At 69.5% G+C, this 19,505-nt stretch carries 21 protein-coding genes; 11 read left to right on the top strand and 10 right to left on the bottom strand.

Annotated elements, in window-relative coordinates; translation table 11 throughout:
- Nucleotides 1-189: 189 nt before the first annotated feature.
- The gene (locus ACIBQ1_RS48995; protein WP_397288622.1) at nt 190-753 is read left to right on the top strand and encodes a TetR/AcrR family transcriptional regulator; all 564 of its coding nucleotides are present in this window, start codon (nt 190-192) and stop codon (nt 751-753) included.
- Between the two features lie 1,049 nt (nt 754-1,802).
- Here ACIBQ1_RS48995 and ACIBQ1_RS48990 read toward each other — a convergent pair.
- The 4 genes from ACIBQ1_RS48990 to ACIBQ1_RS48975 all read right to left on the bottom strand — a co-directional run bounded on the left by ACIBQ1_RS48990 (nt 1,803) and on the right by ACIBQ1_RS48975 (nt 4,830).
- Entirely contained in the window at nt 1,803-2,024 is a 222-nt protein-coding gene (locus ACIBQ1_RS48990) for a hypothetical protein (protein ID WP_397288620.1), read from the bottom strand.
- Nucleotides 2,025-2,679: 655 nt separating this feature from the next.
- Nucleotides 2,680-2,940: a hypothetical protein gene (locus ACIBQ1_RS48985; RefSeq protein WP_397288674.1), complete on the bottom strand. Its 261-nt coding sequence runs from the start codon at nt 2,938-2,940 to the stop codon at nt 2,680-2,682.
- Nucleotides 2,941-3,047: 107 nt separating this feature from the next.
- Nucleotides 3,048-3,869, bottom strand: a complete 822-nt coding sequence (gene erm / locus ACIBQ1_RS48980) for an ErmE/ErmH/ErmO/ErmR family 23S rRNA (adenine(2058)-N(6))-methyltransferase (RefSeq protein ID WP_397288618.1) — start codon at nt 3,867-3,869, stop codon at nt 3,048-3,050.
- Between the two features lie 145 nt (nt 3,870-4,014).
- Nucleotides 4,015-4,830, bottom strand: a complete 816-nt coding sequence (locus tag ACIBQ1_RS48975; protein ID WP_397288616.1) for an SDR family NAD(P)-dependent oxidoreductase — start codon at nt 4,828-4,830, stop codon at nt 4,015-4,017.
- A 111-nt stretch (nt 4,831-4,941) separates the two neighbouring features.
- On the opposite strand from ACIBQ1_RS48975, the gene ACIBQ1_RS48970 reads away from it, so the two are divergent.
- A complete protein-coding gene (locus ACIBQ1_RS48970) occupies nt 4,942-5,553 on the top strand; it encodes a TetR/AcrR family transcriptional regulator (protein WP_397288614.1) in 612 nt (203 codons plus the stop codon).
- A 230-nt stretch (nt 5,554-5,783) separates the two neighbouring features.
- Here the strand turns inward: ACIBQ1_RS48970 and ACIBQ1_RS48965 are convergent, their stop codons facing one another.
- From ACIBQ1_RS48965 to ACIBQ1_RS48945, 5 genes are all read right to left on the bottom strand, one after another.
- Nucleotides 5,784-6,305 (bottom strand): GNAT family N-acetyltransferase, encoded by a 522-nt coding sequence (locus ACIBQ1_RS48965; protein ID WP_397288611.1) that lies wholly within the window; start codon nt 6,303-6,305, stop codon nt 5,784-5,786.
- Nucleotides 6,306-6,541: 236 nt separating this feature from the next.
- A complete protein-coding gene (locus ACIBQ1_RS48960) occupies nt 6,542-7,324 on the bottom strand; it encodes a hypothetical protein (protein ID WP_397288609.1) in 783 nt (260 codons plus the stop codon).
- A 269-nt stretch (nt 7,325-7,593) separates the two neighbouring features.
- Nucleotides 7,594-8,235, bottom strand: coding sequence for a DsbA family oxidoreductase (locus ACIBQ1_RS48955; RefSeq protein ID WP_397288606.1), 642 nt, complete (start codon nt 8,233-8,235; stop codon nt 7,594-7,596).
- A 111-nt stretch (nt 8,236-8,346) separates the two neighbouring features.
- On the bottom strand, nt 8,347-8,715 hold the full coding sequence (locus tag ACIBQ1_RS48950) for an antibiotic biosynthesis monooxygenase family protein (RefSeq protein WP_397288604.1): 369 nt from the start codon (nt 8,713-8,715) through the stop codon (nt 8,347-8,349).
- Between the two features lie 126 nt (nt 8,716-8,841).
- Complete coding sequence (locus ACIBQ1_RS48945; protein ID WP_397288602.1) at nt 8,842-9,387, bottom strand: CGNR zinc finger domain-containing protein; 546 nt, start codon at nt 9,385-9,387, stop codon at nt 8,842-8,844.
- A gap of 81 nt (nt 9,388-9,468) precedes the next feature.
- Between ACIBQ1_RS48945 and ACIBQ1_RS48940 the strand changes: the two genes are divergently transcribed.
- Nucleotides 9,469-10,725 (top strand): MFS transporter, encoded by a 1,257-nt coding sequence (locus tag ACIBQ1_RS48940; RefSeq protein WP_397288600.1) that lies wholly within the window; start codon nt 9,469-9,471, stop codon nt 10,723-10,725.
- Nucleotides 10,726-11,075: 350 nt separating this feature from the next.
- Here the strand turns inward: ACIBQ1_RS48940 and ACIBQ1_RS48935 are convergent, their stop codons facing one another.
- Nucleotides 11,076-11,813 (bottom strand): SDR family oxidoreductase, encoded by a 738-nt coding sequence (locus tag ACIBQ1_RS48935; RefSeq protein WP_397288598.1) that lies wholly within the window; start codon nt 11,811-11,813, stop codon nt 11,076-11,078.
- 93 nt (nt 11,814-11,906) lie between these two features.
- Here ACIBQ1_RS48935 and ACIBQ1_RS48930 point away from each other — a divergent pair, with 93 nt between their 5' ends.
- The 8 genes from ACIBQ1_RS48930 (at nt 11,907) to ACIBQ1_RS48895 (ending at nt 19,504) form a co-directional block, all read left to right on the top strand.
- A complete protein-coding gene (locus ACIBQ1_RS48930; RefSeq protein WP_397288596.1) occupies nt 11,907-12,770 on the top strand; it encodes a LysR family transcriptional regulator in 864 nt (287 codons plus the stop codon).
- Between the two features lie 97 nt (nt 12,771-12,867).
- The gene (locus ACIBQ1_RS48925; RefSeq protein WP_397288594.1) at nt 12,868-13,083 is read left to right on the top strand and encodes a hypothetical protein; all 216 of its coding nucleotides are present in this window, start codon (nt 12,868-12,870) and stop codon (nt 13,081-13,083) included.
- A complete protein-coding gene (locus ACIBQ1_RS48920) occupies nt 13,080-14,225 on the top strand; it encodes an MFS transporter (RefSeq protein WP_397288592.1) in 1,146 nt (381 codons plus the stop codon). Before ACIBQ1_RS48925 ends, ACIBQ1_RS48920 begins: the two co-directional genes overlap by 4 nt.
- 473 nt (nt 14,226-14,698) lie before the next feature.
- Nucleotides 14,699-14,965, top strand: a complete 267-nt coding sequence (locus ACIBQ1_RS48915; RefSeq protein ID WP_397288590.1) for a hypothetical protein — start codon at nt 14,699-14,701, stop codon at nt 14,963-14,965.
- An 81-nt stretch (nt 14,966-15,046) separates the two neighbouring features.
- Nucleotides 15,047-16,108 carry a LacI family DNA-binding transcriptional regulator gene (locus ACIBQ1_RS48910; RefSeq protein WP_397288588.1) on the top strand — a complete coding sequence of 354 codons (1,062 nt, stop codon included), beginning with the start codon at nt 15,047-15,049 and terminating at the stop codon, nt 16,106-16,108.
- A 96-nt stretch (nt 16,109-16,204) separates the two neighbouring features.
- Complete coding sequence (locus tag ACIBQ1_RS48905) at nt 16,205-17,632, top strand: ABC transporter substrate-binding protein (protein ID WP_397288586.1); 1,428 nt, start codon at nt 16,205-16,207, stop codon at nt 17,630-17,632.
- A gap of 157 nt (nt 17,633-17,789) precedes the next feature.
- The gene (locus ACIBQ1_RS48900) at nt 17,790-18,632 is read left to right on the top strand and encodes a carbohydrate ABC transporter permease (RefSeq protein ID WP_397288584.1); all 843 of its coding nucleotides are present in this window, start codon (nt 17,790-17,792) and stop codon (nt 18,630-18,632) included.
- Nucleotides 18,629-19,504 carry a carbohydrate ABC transporter permease gene (locus ACIBQ1_RS48895; protein ID WP_397288582.1) on the top strand — a complete coding sequence of 292 codons (876 nt, stop codon included), beginning with the start codon at nt 18,629-18,631 and terminating at the stop codon, nt 19,502-19,504. Before ACIBQ1_RS48900 ends, ACIBQ1_RS48895 begins: the two co-directional genes overlap by 4 nt.
- Nucleotide 19,505: the final 1 nt, after the last annotated feature.

Below are 19,505 nucleotides of genomic sequence, written 5' to 3'. Positions count from 1 at the left end.
AGCAGGAATGCTGCGGGTGCCTCTCACGCAGGGTTCGGCGCGGCGGCCAAGCCCTGCTTGACCTGCCTGCTCCCCACGTCGCGGGACCCGAGCGGCCGACCCCACTCATTTAGATTACGTTCCTAATCTAAACCAAAAGGTAGAATAGAAGTCAATCGACATCCAAACGAGGGGGTGGCTGTGGGCCGCGTGTCGCGAGCGCAAGCGCAGGAGAACCGCAAGCGGATCGTGGAAACCGCCTCCCGGCTGTTCCGCGAGCAGGGCACACACGTCAGCGTCGCCGACCTCATGAAGGCGGCCGGCCTGACCCACGGCGGCTTCTACAAGCAGTTCGCCTCCAAAGAGGCGCTCATCGACGAAGCCGCCACCCATGCCTTCGCCGAGTTCACCCAGCGCCACACCGCCGCGCTCGAACAGCACACCGGACAACCCGACGCAGCTCAACAGGCGCTGATCGACGCCTACCTCTCCGTCGAGCACCGCGACAACCCCGCAGACGGCTGCCCCGTCGCCGCGCTGGCCGGCGACATGGCACGCGACCCCGGCAACCACGAGGCCCACCGCGTCTACGCCGAAGGCGTCAGCGACTTCGCCGAACGGCTCGCCACCGACGACCAGGACGGCATCACCCGCCTTTGCACCATGCTCGGCGCACTCCTCCTGGCCCGCGCCACCAAGGGCTCCCCCTTCTCCGAGGAAATCCTCACCGCGGCGCGCGCGACGCTGACGGCGACCGCCCGATCCGGCACGTGAGGCTCCGCCTGTCGACGGCCGGCCACGCAGGACGGCACCTGCGCGCCTCCAGCGCACCATCGCCGCGTCGCGGCGTGCATCTGCCCCTCCCCGCGCAGCCCGTCGAAAAGGAGATCGAGGAGGTGGCCGGCCACCTGCCGGGCATCGCGCCCGATGGCCGCGAACAAGACCACCCTACTGTTCGCCATGGGGTGTCCCCTTGTGGCGGGGATGCCTCGATAGGCTCACCAGCCGCTGGCGGTGGCGCCGAATCTGAGTGACGTCGCCTTCCCCATCCGAGGACTGGCTCGCTCGCTGACCGTCAAGCGGAGCGACCACCACGGCAGGTGATCATGACTGGCGTGAGACTGGCACAATCCACCACATGATCGGTGATGTTGTTCATCTGGCCTGACCGCAGCTGATGTCCGAGGGCGCCCCCACCGCGTGCGAGGGGGCACCCTTGCATGCCTGGAGGCCCCCATCCTCTTGACGAGATCATCGGCGCCATGGCGAACGCCTCCGCCACGGTGACCGCCGACTACTCAGAGTTATTTTTCCTCTGATGGCATCGACCCGAGCGTCGGGCCAAGTAATGGGTGGATGGGCGGCAAAGTCCCTCAGTAGCGTGGTGCCGACGGCAAGGAGGCAGGGTGACAGCTGGAAACGCGGCCTTTCGGAAGCCGAACCCTCCTGAGGGATCTGCGAGCAAGCGCAGCACCCCGTGAACCACATTCCTCGCTGCTCCACACGGCCGCCGCCCGAGAAGATAAAAGGGGCATACATTCGCCGGGGCTCATGGGCGATGAGTCGCTCAAACCCGGCCTCATCCAGCCGCGTCAGCAGGAAGTCGAGCAGTTCCTCCACGAACTTCTCAAAGCGCGCCACTCTGGCATCATCCCATCAGGCCCGCGGGCCATCAGAACAGCCGCCCTCAGCGTTCTTTGCCGCCCTGCTTCGAGCACCGCGCATCACCCCACTGGCGGATTCAGCGGTCCCTGGACAAACGGCCATGTCGCCGTACGTCATCTACGTGCTCAAACGGAGTGTCGTTCTACACCAGGGATGGGTCAGCGCATGCTTTCGGCCGCCAACTGGTCGATACGATCCGGCTCGGCCCCAGTGGTGGCGATCAGCGGGCTCAGGCCGCTCGCCGCGGAGATGTGCTGCCCGGCGAGCGGGCCGATGCTCACGTTCGGGGCGTCGGCGACCGTGGCGTCAGGCAGGTCGTTGCGCCACAGCTGCTCCCACCAGCTGCCGGTGCCCTCATCCCAGCCCCACACGGAGCGCATCGGGGCCTGCCGGGAAGCTGGTGGTTGCGGGCCTGCTGGTTCACCAGTCCACCCACTTGGCGGGGGCCTGCATGATGCGGAGATCCGGCTCTCCCTCGCCGGGAGAGATGTGGAAGGCACCTGCTGTGACTACCTGGAATTTGGCGAGTGAGCAGGGGCTGGTGGTGCCTTGCCGGCAGGTTCTCAGAACGGGATCGGGCTCGACTGTGATTCGCGTTCGGAAAGCTCTCTTGTAGGTTCTGCCGTCGGTGATCGGCGCGTTGTTGCCCTCTTTCTCACCCACGTTGCTGGATGGGGCTGGGCAGTCGTTGTTCTTCAGCTGCGCCCCCACTGCCACTGTGTCGACGCAAACCACGAAACAGGGGACGCGGCGACATCAACCGACGACCTGCTGATGAGGCGGTCGTTTCTCTTCTTCTGGGCGGTGTCACGGACGTACTTGTCCTTCAGCTTCTTGCCTGGGTTACGGAAGGCGTTGCTGGTCCAGATGACGGCCGATGATGCGACCTTGTCGATCGTCCAGGCAGAGTCGGTGGGTCGACCGTGCTCACGTCCCAGGCAGAAGGCGGCAGCGGCGCTGGTGGCGTGGGCGGTCAGCCGGTGAGCCTGCGCAGTTTGGCCTCGGACGGTGAGCCTGGCTCGGCGGTGTAGGTGATCAGGCTGATGTCCGGTCGACGCTGGACAGGAGGCTCTCGAAAGTGAGGTTCGGCTCGCCGACGACCGGATGCCGCATGCGGTGGTCGCCGACGATCCGGTCGGCGACCTCGCGCTCGGCCCACAGCTCGCGGAACCCGGGGCTGCGGTCCTCCAACTCCCCGATGATTGCGGCGAAAGCCGGGTCGTCAGGGTACCGGCCCAGGTCCCGGCGCAGGTATGAGACCACATTGCGCGCCTCGGCGTCGCACCGTGCCGGGATGTGTCCTCAGGCGCTCCTGCAGGCGGGGGCCATCGAGGCTCTGCCGGGGCCGGCGGGTGAGGACGGCTCCGCGATGGCGGGAATGCCGCCCATGGGTCTGGGTCAGGTCATCGGCATAGGCGCTGCCACAGCGTGATCCACTGGTCGGGGTGAACGTAGCCGACGACGGCGTCGCGGGGCACGCCGGCCGTCGCCAGGGCGGCGTCCACTCCCCCGTGGCGAGTCTTCAGTGAGGCACGCACCGAGCCGCCGAGCCCGCTGAAGCCCAGCTCGACCAGTTCCTGGTAGGAGCGGCGGTCCTGCACCAGCGGTTCTGGCCTGCGATCGATCCGCAGGATCGCCGAGTCGATCGACGGCACCGGCCGGAAGCACTCCCGGCCCACCGTGGCGCCGAGCCGCCAGTGAAACCACGGCCACGACAGCACCGTGAGGCGGCTCCATCGTCCGTAGCCGCCCGCGCGTTTGCGGGCGTACTCGCGCTGGGTGAGCAGCGTGGCCGAGGTCAAAGACGGCGCCCGCAGGCACCACTTCACGATCCTCGACGTCGCCGAATACGGGATGTTGCCCACAACCGCGAACGGCCGTCCCGGTGCCCGCGCCGTGGTGAAATCGCCGCGTACCACCTCGATGCCTGCGGTGCCGCGCGTGCGCACGGCCAGCCGCCGGGCCAGGCGCGGGTCGATCTCATAGGCGATGACGTGCGCGCCCGCCCGGGCCAGCGCCAGCGTGAGCGCTCCCGTGCCCGCACCCGGCTCCAGCACCAGGCCCGCGGGATCGGCGGCCCTGATCACGAGATCGACGGCCTGGCGGTCGGCCAGGAAGTTCTGCGAGAGCGTGCGCCGCGCCCGGTCTGCGGGCGTGCGGCCGCCGTCGGCTCTGCTCGTGTTCCGGGCGTGCGCATGCGTGGTGAAGGGGTGGATCGGCGTCACAGCGCCGCCCTTCCGCCGTGTCGCGCCAGGGGCATGCCGCCCGGTCTGGGACGGGGGTCCTCCACGGCAGGGGACGAGAAAGCCACGGCCCTGACCGGCCGGTGCGCGATGTCCTCAGGGGCTCGGCGGTGGTCCCGGGTGGACGTCATCCGGGCGCCTTGCGGCTGAGGTGTTCCCAGGCGCGGTACTTCGCCACCCGGTCCTCGATGTCGGTTTGGACCATGTCGTAGGACGCGCCGCCGACGATGAGCCGCCGCGGCGGCTCCGGCAGGTCGACCAGCTCCATGATCACGGGCGCGGCCGTGCCCGGGGCGGGGCCGGCCTCGTCGCCCCACATCTCGATCAGCTTGTCGCGCAGCTCCTGGTAGCGCGGGTCGGGCGTCGTCATCGTGGTGCCCGCGGTGAACAGGCCGGTGTCGTAGCCGCCCATCTGCACGATGGTGAGCTTGACGCCGAACTGCTCGGCCTCCATGGCCACGGCCTCGGAGATCGAGTCGAGGGCCGACTTGCCCGCCGCGTACAGGCCGACCATCGGGAAGCCGCCGCCGGTGCCCATCGTCGTGACCTGCAGGATGCGGCCGCCGCCCTGGGCGCGCAGGTGCGGGAGCACGGCCTGGGTGACCCAGACCGCGCCGAACAGGTTGACATCGAAATGGGCTCTGATCTGCTCTTCCGTCGCCTCCTCCAGCATGCCCAGCAGCATGACGCCGGCGTTGTTGACCACGATGTCGAGCCTGCCGAAGGCCGCCGTCGCCCGGTCCACGCCCTCGAACACGGCCGCCCGGTCGGACACGTCGAGCGGCAGCCGTACCAGCTGGTCCTGATATTTCCGGGCGAGGTCGGCGAGCGGCTCGACGTTGCGGGCGGCCCCGACGACGCGGTCCCCCGTCTGCAGTGCTGCTTCCGTGAAGGCCCGGCCCAGACCGCGTGACGCGCCGGTGATGAACCACACTCGGCTCATTGAGCTCCCCCTTTTCTGTCGGTTCTCTGTGGCGAGACAAGACGGTACGTCTCGCCTCGCTTCATCGTCAAGACGCAACGTCTCGTCTCATGGCGTGGTACGATCCGGGCCATGGAGAAGCAGCCCGACCCCGCCCGCCGCAGCGAGCGCTCCCGGCAGGCCATCCTCACCGCGGCCCGCGACCTGGTCTCCGAGGTGGGGTACGCCAAGCTGACCATCGAGGCCATCGCGGCCCGGGCCGGCGTGGGCAAGCAGACCATCTACCGCTGGTGGCCGTCCAAGGGCGCCGTCGTCCTCGACGCCTTCCTGGCGCTCAGCGAGGCCGGGCCCGAGCAGAGCATGGCGCTGCCCGATACCGGCGACGTGGAAGCCGACCTCAGGGCGGTGATGCGGGCGACGGTGGCCGAGTTCGCCGATCCGGCGTTCGAGGCGCCGATCCGGGCGCTCAACACCGAGATCATCAACGACCCGGCCCTGGCCGGCCAGTATCGCGAGAAGCTGGCCGGCCCGGTCGACGAGGCCAAGAAGGCCCGGCTGCGCAGCGCCCAGCAGGCCGGCCAGATCGCCGCCGGCGCCGACCTCGACCTGGCGCTCGAACTGCTGTATGCGCCCCTCTATCAGCGCTGGCTGCTGCGCTCCGGACCGCTCACCCAGGAATACGCCGACGCCCTCGTCGAGGTCTTTCTCAAGGCGATGCGGCCGACATCGTCCGGCAGTTCATGAACGGCGAGGACCCGGCACGCGCACGACTGCGACGCCATGGGCGCTGCAGCATCGCCGAGTAGCTCGGGATCGAGGACGTCGCCCAGATCAACCGCTGCACCGAGCGGCGCAACACGCCGTTCGAGCGCCAGGAGGTGATCCGGGACGCCTCCGCGTTGAAGGAGTTCTCCCAGGCGGAAGCGGGCAGGTTGGACTTCCGCGCCTTGAGGGCAGCCAGCTTGGTCTGATCGTCACAGGCCGGGGCCGGGCACGGTTCGTTCGAGCTCCACGAGGACGACCGGTGGGCCCTCGCCGAAGTCGTGGTTGTGTCGCCCGCCGGTCTCACCGAAGCTGTTCTTGGCGTAGAAACGGCGCGCCTGGGCTGAATCCCGAAGCGTCCACAGATGCACGCGGTCGTAGCCGGCCTCCCGCAGCCGGTCCAAGGTGGCGGACAGCAAGGCCGCCGCGAGGCCGCTGCCCCAGACGTCGGGGTGAGCGAAGAGGGTGTGGATCTCCGCGAGGCCGGGGCGGGAGGAGGAGGCCCCGAAGCGGGCGAAGGCGCCTGGACGATCGTCCAGGCGCGCGAGCAGAATCGTGTCCTTGCCCTCGGCCAGGATGGCGTGCCATTTGGTGCGCCGCTCCTGGATACCGGCGGCAGCGACCTTCGGCGTGCACAACGGGCCGTGCGAGATGCCCCAGGAGATTGCATGGATCTCGCCGAGGACGTCCCCGTCGCCGGGCCCGGCCTCGCGGATCGTGATCATGCCCTGCATGGAGCAGACTCTACGCGGTGGCGTCGAGGGATGAGCCTGGCGGGTTCGCCCCTCGCCCCCTGCCGGTGATTTCTCCCGTGGCGGGCGCCCCGTCCAGGTCGGGCCGGACGAACCCTGTGACGCCCTCATCGTCTTTTGGGTGGTCGCAGACACCCACCGGCCATGCCGATGTCCCGCAGTCTTCTGCACGGTTGTCCCAAAGCCGTCTGCACGCCCGGGTCGTGTTCCTGTCCGGGTCAGCACCTGTTGTTCTCCGCTTCGGGAACGGGGGTGGCAGTGGCCGCGGCGAGGCCGGGCTGGGCCCAGAGCAGGTAGGAGATGGCGCCGAAGTCCGAGGTGGGGCCGGCCCAGAAGGCGCTGGTCACTTTGGGGACGGCGAGGCCGTAGTGCCCGGCGTTGGTCTTGACGCACCAGGCACTGTCCTTGTCTCCTCCCGGCCAGTGCCATCCCTGGAGCTTGCTCGTCCAGGACGCGGCGGGAATGGACATGCATGCGCTGAGCGTCGGCTCGCCGGTTCCGGTGAACTCCGCGGCCGTCGCCCCGTTGATCAGCTCCGGGCCTATGTCGATGCCAATTCGTTTGACCCGGATGTCCGCCGCGCGGGCCTCGGGCGGGTCGGCCTGGAAGGTCTTGCCGGTGTCCAGGTCCTGGGACCCGTCCAGGTCGCCGGGGACGGTGCCGCGCACCGCGACGCTGCTCCCGCCCTTGGCGTCGGTGACGGCGACCTTCGCCGTGGTGCCGGGCGGGATGACCACCTTGATCTGCCGCTCTGTGACGTAGAGGTCCACCTGCTTGAGCTGCGCGCCGTTCACGCTGACCTTGAGCTCGTGATCGGTGTTGAGCTCGAACACGCTCGTCCGCTGCTGCCCTTGGAGCGTCTGCTCGACCAGCAGCCAGGTCTTGTTCTTCGGCACCGTATGGTCGATGAGGTATTTCGCCAGAGCGTCCGCCGCGAACAGCCCGAGACTAACCGCAATGCCCGGGATCGTCTTCGGGGCCGCCTCGGGCAGGACGGCCAATACGATAGGCGAATAGGCCTCGTAGACGCTGACGATCGGATTCGGGGTGCAACTGGTTTGGTCGCAGCCCGAGACCAGGCCGGTGATCACAGCGCAGGTGGCGGCCACGGATGTCGCGTGTCGAATCAAGGTCTGTCCCCCGCTGGTCACGTCGACCGGCTTCAGGATTGTCCTTCAGCCGCCCTGGCATGAGAAGGGCCTAATCACCTGAACGCCGGTCGGCAGTCTGATGTTCGGGGGGTACGGTCGAGCCGGTCAGCACCTGACGTTCAACGACGCTCGCTGTCCATACCGGTCAGGCCGCGCTTCAGCAGCCGGTGCAGGTCGGCGACGGGCTGGACCCCGGAGAGCGGCGGGCGGCCGCCGACCACCAGGCTGGGGACGCCGGTGACGCCGAGCTCGGCCGCGCGAAGCCGGTCCGCCCGCACCTGTTCGGCATAGTCGTCACCGGCCAGGACGGCGCGCACCTCATCGGTGTCCAGGCCGGCCTCGCCGCCCAGGCGCCGCAGGACCTGCGGGTCGGCCACGTTGAGCCCTTCGGTGTGGTAGGCGTGCAGCAGCAGTTCCATCATCTGGTCGGCCCCGCCGCGGTCTGCGGCCAGTTTGCACAGCCGGTGCGCGTCGAAGGTACTCACCGGCCGGGCCAGATGCAGGTTCAGCTCCAAGCCTTCCGCGGCGCCCAGCGATCGGATCTGGGCGATCCGGGCAGGCGCCTGCTCGCCCCACCATCCGGCCATGGCCTCGGCGGCGGTCGGGCCGGGGATCCGGCCTTCCTCAGGGGCGAGCTCGAAACTGCGCCAGGAGATCTCCAGGCTGTCGCGGTCGGCGAGGTCCGCCAACGCCGCCGTCAGGCGTCTTTTGCCGATGTAGCACCACGGGCACAGCACATCGGCGTATATCTCCAGCTTCATGTACGTCCTTGGTCAGTGATCATCGCTGTTGGGCCACAGGTGTTCGCCTCATCCCGCGTCGCGCCTGTTCAAGGGCAGGGGGAAGGCGCGCGCTGAGCGCGGGTCCGGCGATCAGGCGTCGAGGAGCTGCGGCCCGGGACCGACCTCTCGGGCAACGGTGTAGGTGGGCACCCCGCTCATGCGCGGTTCGGCCTTGCCCGACAGCTCTTGCAGCGCCGTGCCGATGGCGGCCATCCGGCCGTCGGTGTCGGAGGTCTCCACGAAGGCGCGGTAGTCCGCCTCGCTCGCCCAGTGCACGATGTTGTACACGCGGGTGCCGTCGGTGCTCACGTGGAACCGGGCTGAGCGGTAGCCGGGATGGAAGCGCACCCACCGCTCCTGGATCTCCGCGAAGGCCTCCACAAGCTCACGCTGGGTGTCGAATCCATCGACGGTGTAGTCAATGATCGAGTAGAAACCGGTATCCGTGCTCACGCACATGCTCCTCAAGGTCGGATGCAGGGCAGGTCCCGATCGCCCATCCTGCAATCTCAACTGCGGTTGAGGTCAAACGTGCGAAGGCAGGGGGCGTCTCCGGAAGCTCGGCAGTCCTGGCGAGTTCATGGCTCAGGTCTGTCGGCGGCTGCGGTAGGCGGCGGTCTTGGCGCGGGCGGTGCAGGCGGTGCCGCAGTAGCGGCGTGACCCGTTGCGGGTGAGGTCGATGTAGACGGCGTCGCACTGGTGGGCCTCGCACTGCCCGAACCGGTCGGGGCCGTAGCCGTCCACGATCAGCGCGAGCGCGGTGGCGAATTCGCCGCCCATCGCCTCCACGTGGGCGTCGCCTGCCCCGTGGAAGTGCAGATGGAACGGCTGGCCGACGTCCTCGACCAGGTAGGGCTGCGCGCCGTACCTGCGAATCATGGCATTGATGCGGGCGGCCTGGTCCGCCGCCTGGTCCGCCAGCAGCGCCTCGCGCAGTTCCCGGGCCAGCTCGGCCAGGCGCGGACCGGCGTCCGGATCGGCCCGCAGCGCCATCCCGACGCGTTCGCCTGCGGCGGCGGCGAACGCCGCCACCAACTCCTCGCCCTGCGGGCATCGTGTCCTGGCGCCGCCTCGCCGGTGCGAGGTCGCCAGGTTGACCAGTTCGGCTATCAACGGCGCTTGCCGCGTCACGTTACAGGCTATTTCCACTTGACCAGTAACATCCCTTCCGCTGTTATGGGCATAACCCGAATAGATAGTAACGGAGTGCTGGTGATCACGTCCTATCGCCGCCTGCTGACCCAGTCAGGCGTCCCCTTCCTGCTCGTCGTGGGGTTGATCGTCAAGCTGAGCACTCCGGTGCTCAGCCTCGCGCTGCTGCTGGCGGCCGTCGACCGGCTCGGCTCATATTCCGCGGCCGGCTTCGTCCTCACCGGGCATGCCCTGGCCCTGGCCCTGTGCGCACCGCTGGGCGGCCGCCTGGCCGACCGTCATGGCGCGCGCCCGGTGCTCATGGCCTACCTCGCCGCCCACGCGGTGGCCTATGGCCTGCTCCTGTCCGCCCACCAGGCCGGACCCGCCGCCATGGTGGGCGCGGCGGTGCTGCTGGGCGCCACCACGCCACCCGTCGGCGCCGTGATCAGGGGGAGCTGGCCGCGGATCGTCCCGCCAGAGTCGCTGCCGGCCGCCTATGCGGTGGACAACGCCGTCAACGAGGGGGTGTTCATCCTCGGTCCGTTGCTGGTGCCGGTACTGATGCCGGCGATGCCGGCGGACCGTGTGGTCGCCGCGGCCGGCGCCTGCCTACTGATCGGGACCCTCCTCATGCTCGCGTCACGCGGGGTTCGCCGGGCGGCGCCGGTGACACCGGCCGCGAAGGCCGGTACCCGGCTGAACCGGCTGGCCGGGCCCCTCACCCACCGCCCCACCCTGGTCCTGCTGGTCCTGGCCGCCTTCGGCACCTTCTCCTTCGGCTGCCTGCGCATCGCCACGGTGGCCGCGGCCACGAAGTTCGACTCGCCGTCCTCGGCGGGAGTGCTGATGGGACTGCTGTCGGCCGGCGCGCTCGTCGGCGCGCTCGGTTACGGATCCCGCGCCTGGCCCATCTCCGGCAAGCGTCTGCTCATCGTCTTGTCCCTGGCCGATGGCGCCGGCATGCTCGCCGGAGCCTTTGCGCCGGAATTCCTCGCCCTGGCCGTACTGATCGCTGTGATCGGGCTGCTGACGGGGCCGCGCGACGCGGTTCAGCCCACCCTGCTCGCCGAACACGCCCCCGCCCGCTACCGTACGGAGGTCTTCGCCTGGCTGAATACCTTCATGTGGACCGGCTACGGCCTGGGCACCGCCATCGCGGGCCACCTGACCGGGTCCGACGACGGCGGAAGCGCCGCGTTCGTCGCCGCGTCGGCCGTCGCGCTGGCGAGCGCGTTCGTGGCCGCCATCGCCTACCGCCCCACACCGCCCGAATCGATGCGGTCTTCGGCGCGTACCGATGCGAGACGACCGGACGCGGCCCGTACCGAATCGTGACCTGGAGGTTCGCTGTCAGGCGACGCGATGCGGCTGACCTCCGCCGCCCTGGTGCACCGCCACAACCGGACCGGCGTCGCTCGGCCGGCAGCGACGGCGCCGGGAGCTGATCGAGCCCTGGCTGGACGGCTACGACCAGCGGCTGCGGCACGTGCTCACCTCGGCGGTTTCAGGACCGCCGAAGGCCTGGTTCGGTGTACTGGGACGCGGGCACCGCCCTCGGCGGCAAAGCGCACGGGCTGGGATCTGCGCGGGCGAGGCGGGGGCGAGCCCGCTCGCGCCGGGAGCGGCAGCACCTCACGCCACCGGCCTCGGGATCCGCGGTCGCGTCGAGCACGCCAGGTTCGGGCTCACCAGGGGATGACGCCGTCGTCCTCGAAGAACGAACCGGTCGGGCCGCCGTCGGGCAGCGTGGCGAGCCGGATCGCTGTGGCTGCGCCCTGCTCAGGAGTGCGGGGTCCGTGGAAGCCGGTGAAGTCGGTCGCGACCAGGCCCGGGCAGGCGGCGTTGATCAGGATGTTCGTGCCGGCGAACTGCCGGGCGTACTGCACGGTGACGGCGTTGAGGAACGACTTCGACGGCGAGTAGGCCGCCATGACGGGGCCGATCTCGATGTCCGGGTCCGCCTGCCGGGTGAGGGAGGCGACGGCGCTGGAGACGTTGACGATGCGTGGCGACGTCGAGCGCCGCAGCAGTGGCAGCATCGCGTTGGTCACCCGGATGACACCGATGACGTTGGTCTCCACGACCGTGCGGACCACGTCGAGGTCGAGCGCGGTCGGGTCCTGCGCCCACCCCGGCCCCGTCTGTCCTGAGATGCCGGCGTTGTTGACCAGGACGTCCAGACGCCCGGCCCGCCGTTCGATCAGTTGCGCGGCATCGGTGACGCTCTGGTCGCCGGTCACCTCCAGCGGCACCCCGAACGCGTCCACCCCGGCGGTGCGCAGCTTCTCAACGGCGGACTCGCGCCTGACCTCGTCGCGGGCTCCCACACCCACGCGGTACCCGAGGGCGCCCAGCCCGCTGGCGATCTCGTACCCGATTCCCTTGTTCGCGCCGGTCACCAGCGCGATCTTCGCTTCGCTCATGCCGTTGATGCTCGCTCGCGGACGAGCGGTGCGGCCAACACCGATCCAGTGCCCTGTCATACCCGTTAGGTATCACTGAGCTATGGTGTGGCCATGGATACCTTGGAGACCCGCGAGTTGAGGTATTTCCTGGCCGTCGCCGAGGAGCTGCACTTCGGCCGCGCCGCCGAGCGCCTCGGCATGGCCCAGCCACCGCTGTCCCGGGCGATCCAGCAGCTCGAACGGCGCCTCGGCGTCTCCCTGCTGAAACGTAACCGCCGCGGCGTCGCCCTGACCGGCGCCGGAGAGGTACTGCTGCACGAGGGCCGCGCAGCCCTCGACGCGACCACCGCTGCCGCTCGCCGCACCCGTCGCGCCGGTGGCGCCGATGGTCCGGGTGGCCCCCGCAACCGCCTGGTGCTGGCAGTGAAAGCCGGCGCGTCTCACGAGCTGCTGCACAAGCTCCTCGACGCCTACGCGGCCGAGCCCGGCGCCGCCGAGATCGAGGTGCTGCCGAGTGGCACGTGCGAGCAGGAGGAAATGCTGCGCGACGGCCGCGCTGACGTGGCGCTCATGCACAAACCGTTCAACTCCCTCGCCGGGTTCGACAGCGAGGAACTGATGACCGAGGGGCAGATCGCCATCCTGCCCGCCGCTCACCCCCTCGCTGCGCGCAAGGCTTTGTCCCTGGCCGACGTCAGCGACATCCCCGATCTTCCGCTCGCCCGCTGGTCCCGCCACGGCACGTACCCATCCGGCCCGGGCCCCGAGATCCACGACCAGACGCAGCTGGCCCAGCTGATCGCTCTCGGACGCACCGTGGCCGTCTTCCCCGACTCCGCCCGCGCCTGGCTATGGGCCGAGCACACCGCCGTCCCCCTGACCGACGCACCCCCCGTCGTCACCCACATCGCCTGGCCCGCGCACAGCCGCTCCCTCGCCCTCGCCGGGCTGATCCGCACGGCCACACGGCTGTGACCCTCTGACACACCACCCGACCGGGGCTGGGCCTGGAGGCCGATCTCCTCGGAGGTGAGCGGGTGCCCAGGGTCGGGCATGTGCGATCATGGCCGGAATGGACGCTCGTTCCCCTGGTACCGCTGATCTGGTCGAAGCCCCGTCCATGGCGATCGTGGTCGACGTCATGCGTGCTTCCACCGTGGCCGCCTGGATGGTGCCGGACGACGCGACCGCCCTCGACCTGCGCGCGGCCGACATCGACGATGAGCGCTTTGACGCGCCCGAGGCGCCCGGCCTCCGCCGGCCGCTGCCCGGCAGGGAGCCCGCGTGAGCGCCGCGCGGTTGATCTTCGCAGCGCAGGCCCTACGCGGTCTGGCGTACGGCCTGGCCGCCGTCCAGTTCGCCACGCTGCTGCGGGCCGAGGGGCTGCAGGGCGCCGGAGTCGGTCTCGTGCTGGCCGCCGTGATGGCCGGGGGCGCGCTGGCCAGCATCGCCCTGGCCCGCTGGGGCGACCGGTTCGGCCGTCGCCGCTCCTACGCCGTGTTGTACCTGGCCCTGGCCGTGTGCGGGTCGCTGATCGCGGTCGGGGCTCCGGTGTGGCTGCTGAGCCTGGCCGCCCTGTCCGGCGCGCTGTCGGTCGAGGTGGTCGAGTCCGGGCCGTTCACCACCGTGGAGCAGGTCATGCTGGACGGCAGCGGCGTGGCCGTGCGCGGCTTCGGCCTCTACAACGCCGTCGCCGCCATCGCCGGGACCGTCGGCGCGCTGCTGGGCGCGCTCCCGCCCTCGCGGTTGCTGCTCGGCGGGGTGTTGCTGGCCGTGGGCATGACCGGCGCGTTGCTGGCCCTGCGGCTGCCCGCCTCGCTCGAGGTGGCCTCGGTCCAGGTCTCCGCGCCGGTCCGGCCCCGCCCGGTCGTGGTCCGGCTGGCGGCGCTGTTCGCCGTGGACAGCCTGGCCGGGGGTTTCGTCGTGCAGGCCTACCTGGCCTACTGGCTGGGCGTCCGCTACCAAGCCGACACCGCGAGCATCGGGCTGCTGTTCGCGGGCTGTGCCGTCCTGCAGACCGCCTCCTTCCTGCTCGCGCCGGTCATCGCGGCCAGGATCGGGCTGCTGAACACGATGGTCTTCACCCACCTGCCGAGTAACCTGCTGCTCGTCGGCGTGGCCTTCGCCCCGGGGTTCCCCGTGGCGGTGGGGCTGCTGCTGGCCCGCGCCTGCCTGTCCTCGATGGACGTGCCCACCCGCCAGGCCTACGTCATGGCCATGGTCCCGCCCACCGAGCGCACCACCACGGCCGCCGTCACCAACACCGCCCGCTACCTGACGCGCCCGGCCGGTCCCGCGCTGGCCGGGCTGCTGCAACCCCTCGGCCTGGCCTGGCCGTTCCTGATCGCCGGGACCGCCAAGAGCCTCTACGACCTGACCCTGTGGCGGATCTTCCGCCGCGTCCGGCTCCCCACCGAAGGCCCATCGTGATCTTGGCGGCCAGGGCCCGGCGCCGGCCACGCTCTCCAGCACTCTGGCGATCTGGCGCGACACATGGGACAACCCCGACGAGACCGTCATGGCAGCCCGTGCCTTCATCACCGATGCGCTGAAGGACTGAACCCCGAGACTTGGGAGCCGTCGCCCGAGACGGCCCCAGGCCTGCGGTCACGCACAGGAACCTGAGCACAGGAGCACCACCAGCTCCGTTGCCGCCGGTGACGATCTCACCACGAGCCCCACGCGAGTCCACGAAGACGGTGACCGCCTGTCCGCGGAGGAACTGCGGCGACCGGTCCTCCGCGCCAGGCCACCAGAGCGCTGCCGTACGAGACCCGGCGCTCTTCACCGACGTCGCAGCTCGCGACCCTCCCCAAGTGATGCGCCGATCATGGGGTGGCCGTGCCCGACATCGCCCGCACGCTGGTCATCCCGGCAGGTAGGAACAAGGGTCGGCACCCTCGGTGGCCAGCGTCTACCGGGTGCTCGCCGATGGCGGGACCGTCGGGGCGTCGGCGCGGGAGAAGCTCCTCCCATCATCCGCCGAGCAGGGCAAACGCGATCACGCGTACCTGGGCGGCTTCATGACCGACAGCTCGGCCGACGCGCGGCCCGGCAGGGCGCCGCGGTCTCGCTGCGCGATCGTCAGGTCGCAGCTGGATGACATGGCCGCGACGGGCGCGACCTGGGCCAGGACATGCTGCGGCCACGAGTTCGTAACGAGCCATTGACAGGGGCTTTGGTCGTTGGCACCCTCATTTACACGCGGATGCCAAAACGATTGGGCAACCGAGAACGAGCAGTTGGGCAGGATGATGGCGCGCCGGATCGGGATCAAGGACGTGGCCGCGGCGGCCGGTGTGTCCGTCACGACCGTGTCGCACATCCTCAACCAGGTCGAGGGCAAGCGGATCAACCCGGACACCCGGCAGCGCGTCCTGCAGGTCGCCGAAGAGCTCGGGTACGCGCCGAACGGGCTGGCCCGGGGGTTGAGGCTGCAGCGCTCGCACACCATCGGCTTCGTCAGCGACGAGATCGCCACCACCCCCCACGCGGGCCGCATCATCCTCGGCGCGCAGGAGGCCGCGGCGGCCCAGGGCATGCTGCTGCTCCTGGTCAACACCGGCGGCGACGCCGACCTCGAGCGCCGCAGCATCGAGATGCTGCTCCAGCGCCAGGTCGACGGCGTGCTGTACGCGGCGATGTATCACCGGATCGTGCGGCTGCCGCAGAGCCTGCGCTCGACCCCCACGGTGCTGCTGGACGCGCGCAGCGACGACCCCGCGATCCCGTTCGTGGTGCCCGACGAGGTCCAGGGCGGCTACACGGCGGTGCGTGAGCTGACCGACCACGGGCACCGCAGGATCGGCATGGCCGTGGAGACGCAGGACATCCCCGCGCTGCACGGCCGTTTGGAGGGCTACCGCAAGGCACTCGACGAGGTCGGCGTCCCCTACGACCCCTGCCTGGTGGCCGCCGAGCCGGCGATCCCCTTCGGTACGGTCGCCGGTGACGTGGCCGCCGGCTACCGAGCCGCGCGGCGCCTGCTGACGGCGGAGCAGCCTCCGACAGCGTTGTTCTGCTTCAACGACCGGATGGCGCTGGGCGCCTACCACGCCGCCGCCGATGTGGGACTGTCCATTCCCGACGACCTGTCGGTCATCGGGTTCGACAACCAGGACCTGGTCTGCGAGGGCATGCGCCCTGCGCTGAGCACGGTGCAACTGCCGCACTACGAGATGGGGGTGCGGGCGGTCACCCAGTTGCTCGCACTCACCGAAACGCCGGGTTCGCCACCGGGCCCGGTCACCCAGGAGATGCTGCCTTGCCCGCTGGTGGCGCGGGCATCGGTCACTTCGCCGCCCCGGCTCTGACCCCGGGACGGCGAAGCAGTCGCACGTCGACAGGCGACCGTCGCAACCGGTCGTCATCCCTGTCAGTACTTGGAACACAGTTAGGGTACAACACGCATGTCCTCAGGGATCTTCAACGAGCAGTTGAGCCGCCGCGGCCTGCTGCGGGCCGGCGCCGCCTCCGCCGCACTGGCGGGCGTGGGCGGTTTGGCCTCCGCGTGCGCTTCCAGTTCCTCCGGCTCCTCCGGTTCTTCCGCCTCTTCCGGCTCGAAGGTGTTGAACGTCGCGGTCTTCGCCGACCAGGCGACGGCCGACAAGATGGCCAAGGCGGCAGGCACGTTCGAGGCAGCCCACCCGGGCGTGAAGGTGAAGTTCACCGGCACCACCGGCACGGACTGGAACGACTTCTTCAGCAAGCTGCTCACCCAGATCGCCGCCGGCAACGCGCCGGACATCGCCTCGGTGGCCACCGAGGGGCTGCAGCTGTTCGCGGCCAAGGGCCTGGCCGAACCGCTGGACGACTACGTCAGGCGGGACGCCTCCGAACTCAAGCCGTACTTCGCCGACGTCCACCCGGCGCTGGTGGAAGCCATGATGTACCAGGGACACCTGTACGAACTGCCGAGCGACTTCAACGCCGGCAACATGTTCCTCAACACCTCCCTGCTGAGCGGCGCCGGCATGGAACGCCCGGCCGACGACTGGACCAAGGACGACTTCTACGACATCGCCAAGAAGATCTCCGCCAAGGGCGACCAGGTGGTCGGCTACAACTGGGTCGTACGGCTGTGGGGCAGCTGGACGTCCTGGATGTACGCCAACGGCGGCAACCTGCTCACCGAGGGCAAGTGGGACGGCGGCGACTGGCTGTGGAACACCTTCTACCCCAACGACCCCGCCGCGGCCGGTCGTAAGGGCGGCTGGCGCTGGGGCGCCCCCACCGCCAACTCCGCCCCGGTCGTCGAGGCACTCGACTACCTGATCCAGTTGCAGAAAGAGGGCCTGTCGCCCAGTCCCGACGTCGGCGGCGGCAACACGCTGCAGGGCCTGTTCGCCGGCAACAAGATCGGCATGGCGATCGGTGGCGGGTTCTGGGCAGGTGGCCTGCACAACGCCGGCATGGCACCGGGCTCCTTCGACGTGCAGTACTTCCCCAAGTGGAAAACGCAGCGGCACCTGTTCGGCGCCGGCGGCTTCGGCATTTTCAAGTCGTCGCCGAACAAGGACCTGGCGTGGGAGTTCGTGAAGACCCTGGTGACTCCGGACAGCATGAACCTGCTGTTCCCGGGCAACGGCACCACCTCCCCGCGCCGGTCGATGGCGACCGCGGAGAAGTACGCTTCCACCGGCCCCGAGCACTGGCAGGTCTTCTACGACACGCTCACCCGGTTCGACGACACCGCCCCGATCCCGGCCCCGCCGTACTACAACGCGATGGCCATCGCACTGAACAAGCGCACCACCGAGGCCATGTCCACGGGCAACGCCAAAGCGGCCCTCGACGGCCTGCAGAGCGATCTTGAGACCGCCGCGAAGACGGGATGACGCGCTGATGTCGCAGCCTGTCCGAAGCCGTAGCCGCGCGTCCACCCCGTCGGACGCGCGGCCCGGCCGCTCTGCCCAGGACCAAGCAGACGGCGCTGCGGATCGGCGTCGTGCCCTGACCCGCCGTGCCCGTCGCGAAGCTCTCTTCGGCTATGCGATGGTGTCGCTGTCCCTGGTGGTGGTGTTCGTCTTCACCGTGGCGCCGATCGCCGGCTCGTTCGTCCTGGCGCTGTTCAAGTGGGACGCCATCAGCAGCCCCGAGTTCGTGGGGCTGGCGAACTTCGACGCGCTCCTGCACGACAAAGCGGTGACCCATTCGCTGCTGGTGACCTCCGGCCTCACCGTGCTGATCGTCTTCCTGCAGGTCGCCCTCGGCCTGGGGCTGGCGCTGCTGGTGGCCCAGCGGGTCTCGACGATCGTGCGCAACCTGTTCCGCGCGGCGTTCTTCCTGCCGATGCTGGCCTCCGCGGCGTCGATCTCGATCGTGATGAGCTATGTGTTCAACGATCACTTCGGCGTGATCAACTACTACCTCAACGCCCTCCACCTGCCCCCGGTGCCATGGCTGAGCTCAACCGGGGGAGCGACGGCCACAGTCGTGCTGGTCGCCGTGTGGCAGCAACTGGGCTTCACGTTCATTCTCTTCGTCGCCGCCCTCGGCTCCGTGCCGAAAGACGTCCTGGAGGCGGCCCAGATCGACGGCGCGTCCTCTGCCCGCCTGTTCTGGCGGATCAAGCTGCCGCTGATCAGCCCGACGGTGCTGTTCGCCTGCACCGTGGGTCTGATCAACACGATGCAGCTGTTCGACCAGCCGTACGTGATGACCAAGGGCGGCCCGGGCGATGCCACCTACACCACGGTCCTGCTCGTCTACCAGACCGCCTTCCAGAACCTCCAGTTCGGCTACGCCTCGGCCATCTCCGTCCTGCTCTTCGCCGTCCTGCTGGTCATCACGGCCGTGCAGTTCACGCTGAGCCGAAAGTGGGTGTTCTACTCATGACCGCCATCGTGGACCAGCCCACACCGGCCCCGCACCAGGCCCCCCACCGGCGCCGCCCGCGGATCACCCCCATGCTGTCGGTCACCGTGCTGACCGTGACGGCCATGCTGGTGGTAGCCCCGATCATGTGGGCGCTGTCCACCTCGCTGCGCACGCCGGCCACCTCCTTCGGCGGCGCCCCGCAGTGGATCCCCACCGATCCGGTGTGGTCCAACTACGGAGCCGTCTTCGAACAGGTCCCGCTGGCGACCTTCTTCCTGAACAGTTTCCTGGTCACCGGCCTCATCGTGGCCGGCCAGCTGATCACCTCGACGATGAGCGGCTACGCCTTCGCCATGGTCCGCTTCCGGGGCAACAAGGCCCTGTTCTGGATCATCCTGGCCACCATGATGGTGCCGCTCCAGACGACCATCATCCCGGTCTTCCTGATCATCAAGTACCTCGGCCTGACCGACAGCCTCATGGCGCTGGTGCTCCCCGCGGTCGGGGGCGCCTTCGGCACCTTCCTGATGCGGCAGTACTTCCTGCAGATGCCGCGGGCACTCGGCGAAGCGGCACGGGTGGACGGAGCCTCGCACTTCCAGGTCTTCGCCCGCATCTACGCCCCCATGGCGCGCGCCCCCATGGCGACCCTGGCGGTGCTCACCTTCTCCGCCTACTGGAACGAGTTCTTCCGGCCGCTGATCTTCCTGCAGTCCACCGCCAGGTTCACCCTGCCGCTGGGCCTGGTGACCCTGCAGGGCACCTACGGCACCGGCAGCATCTCCATCGTGCTCGCCGGAGTGATCATCGCCCTGATCCCCAGCGTGCTGATCTTCATCGCCGCCCAGCGCTACTTCGTCGAGGGAATCGTGGCCGGCTCCTTCCGCTGAC

It is taken from the genome of Nonomuraea sp. NPDC050153 (assembly GCF_044460125.1).
Lineage (GTDB): Bacteria > Actinomycetota > Actinomycetes > Streptosporangiales > Streptosporangiaceae > Nonomuraea.
This window is presented reverse-complemented; position numbering and strand designations above follow the sequence as displayed.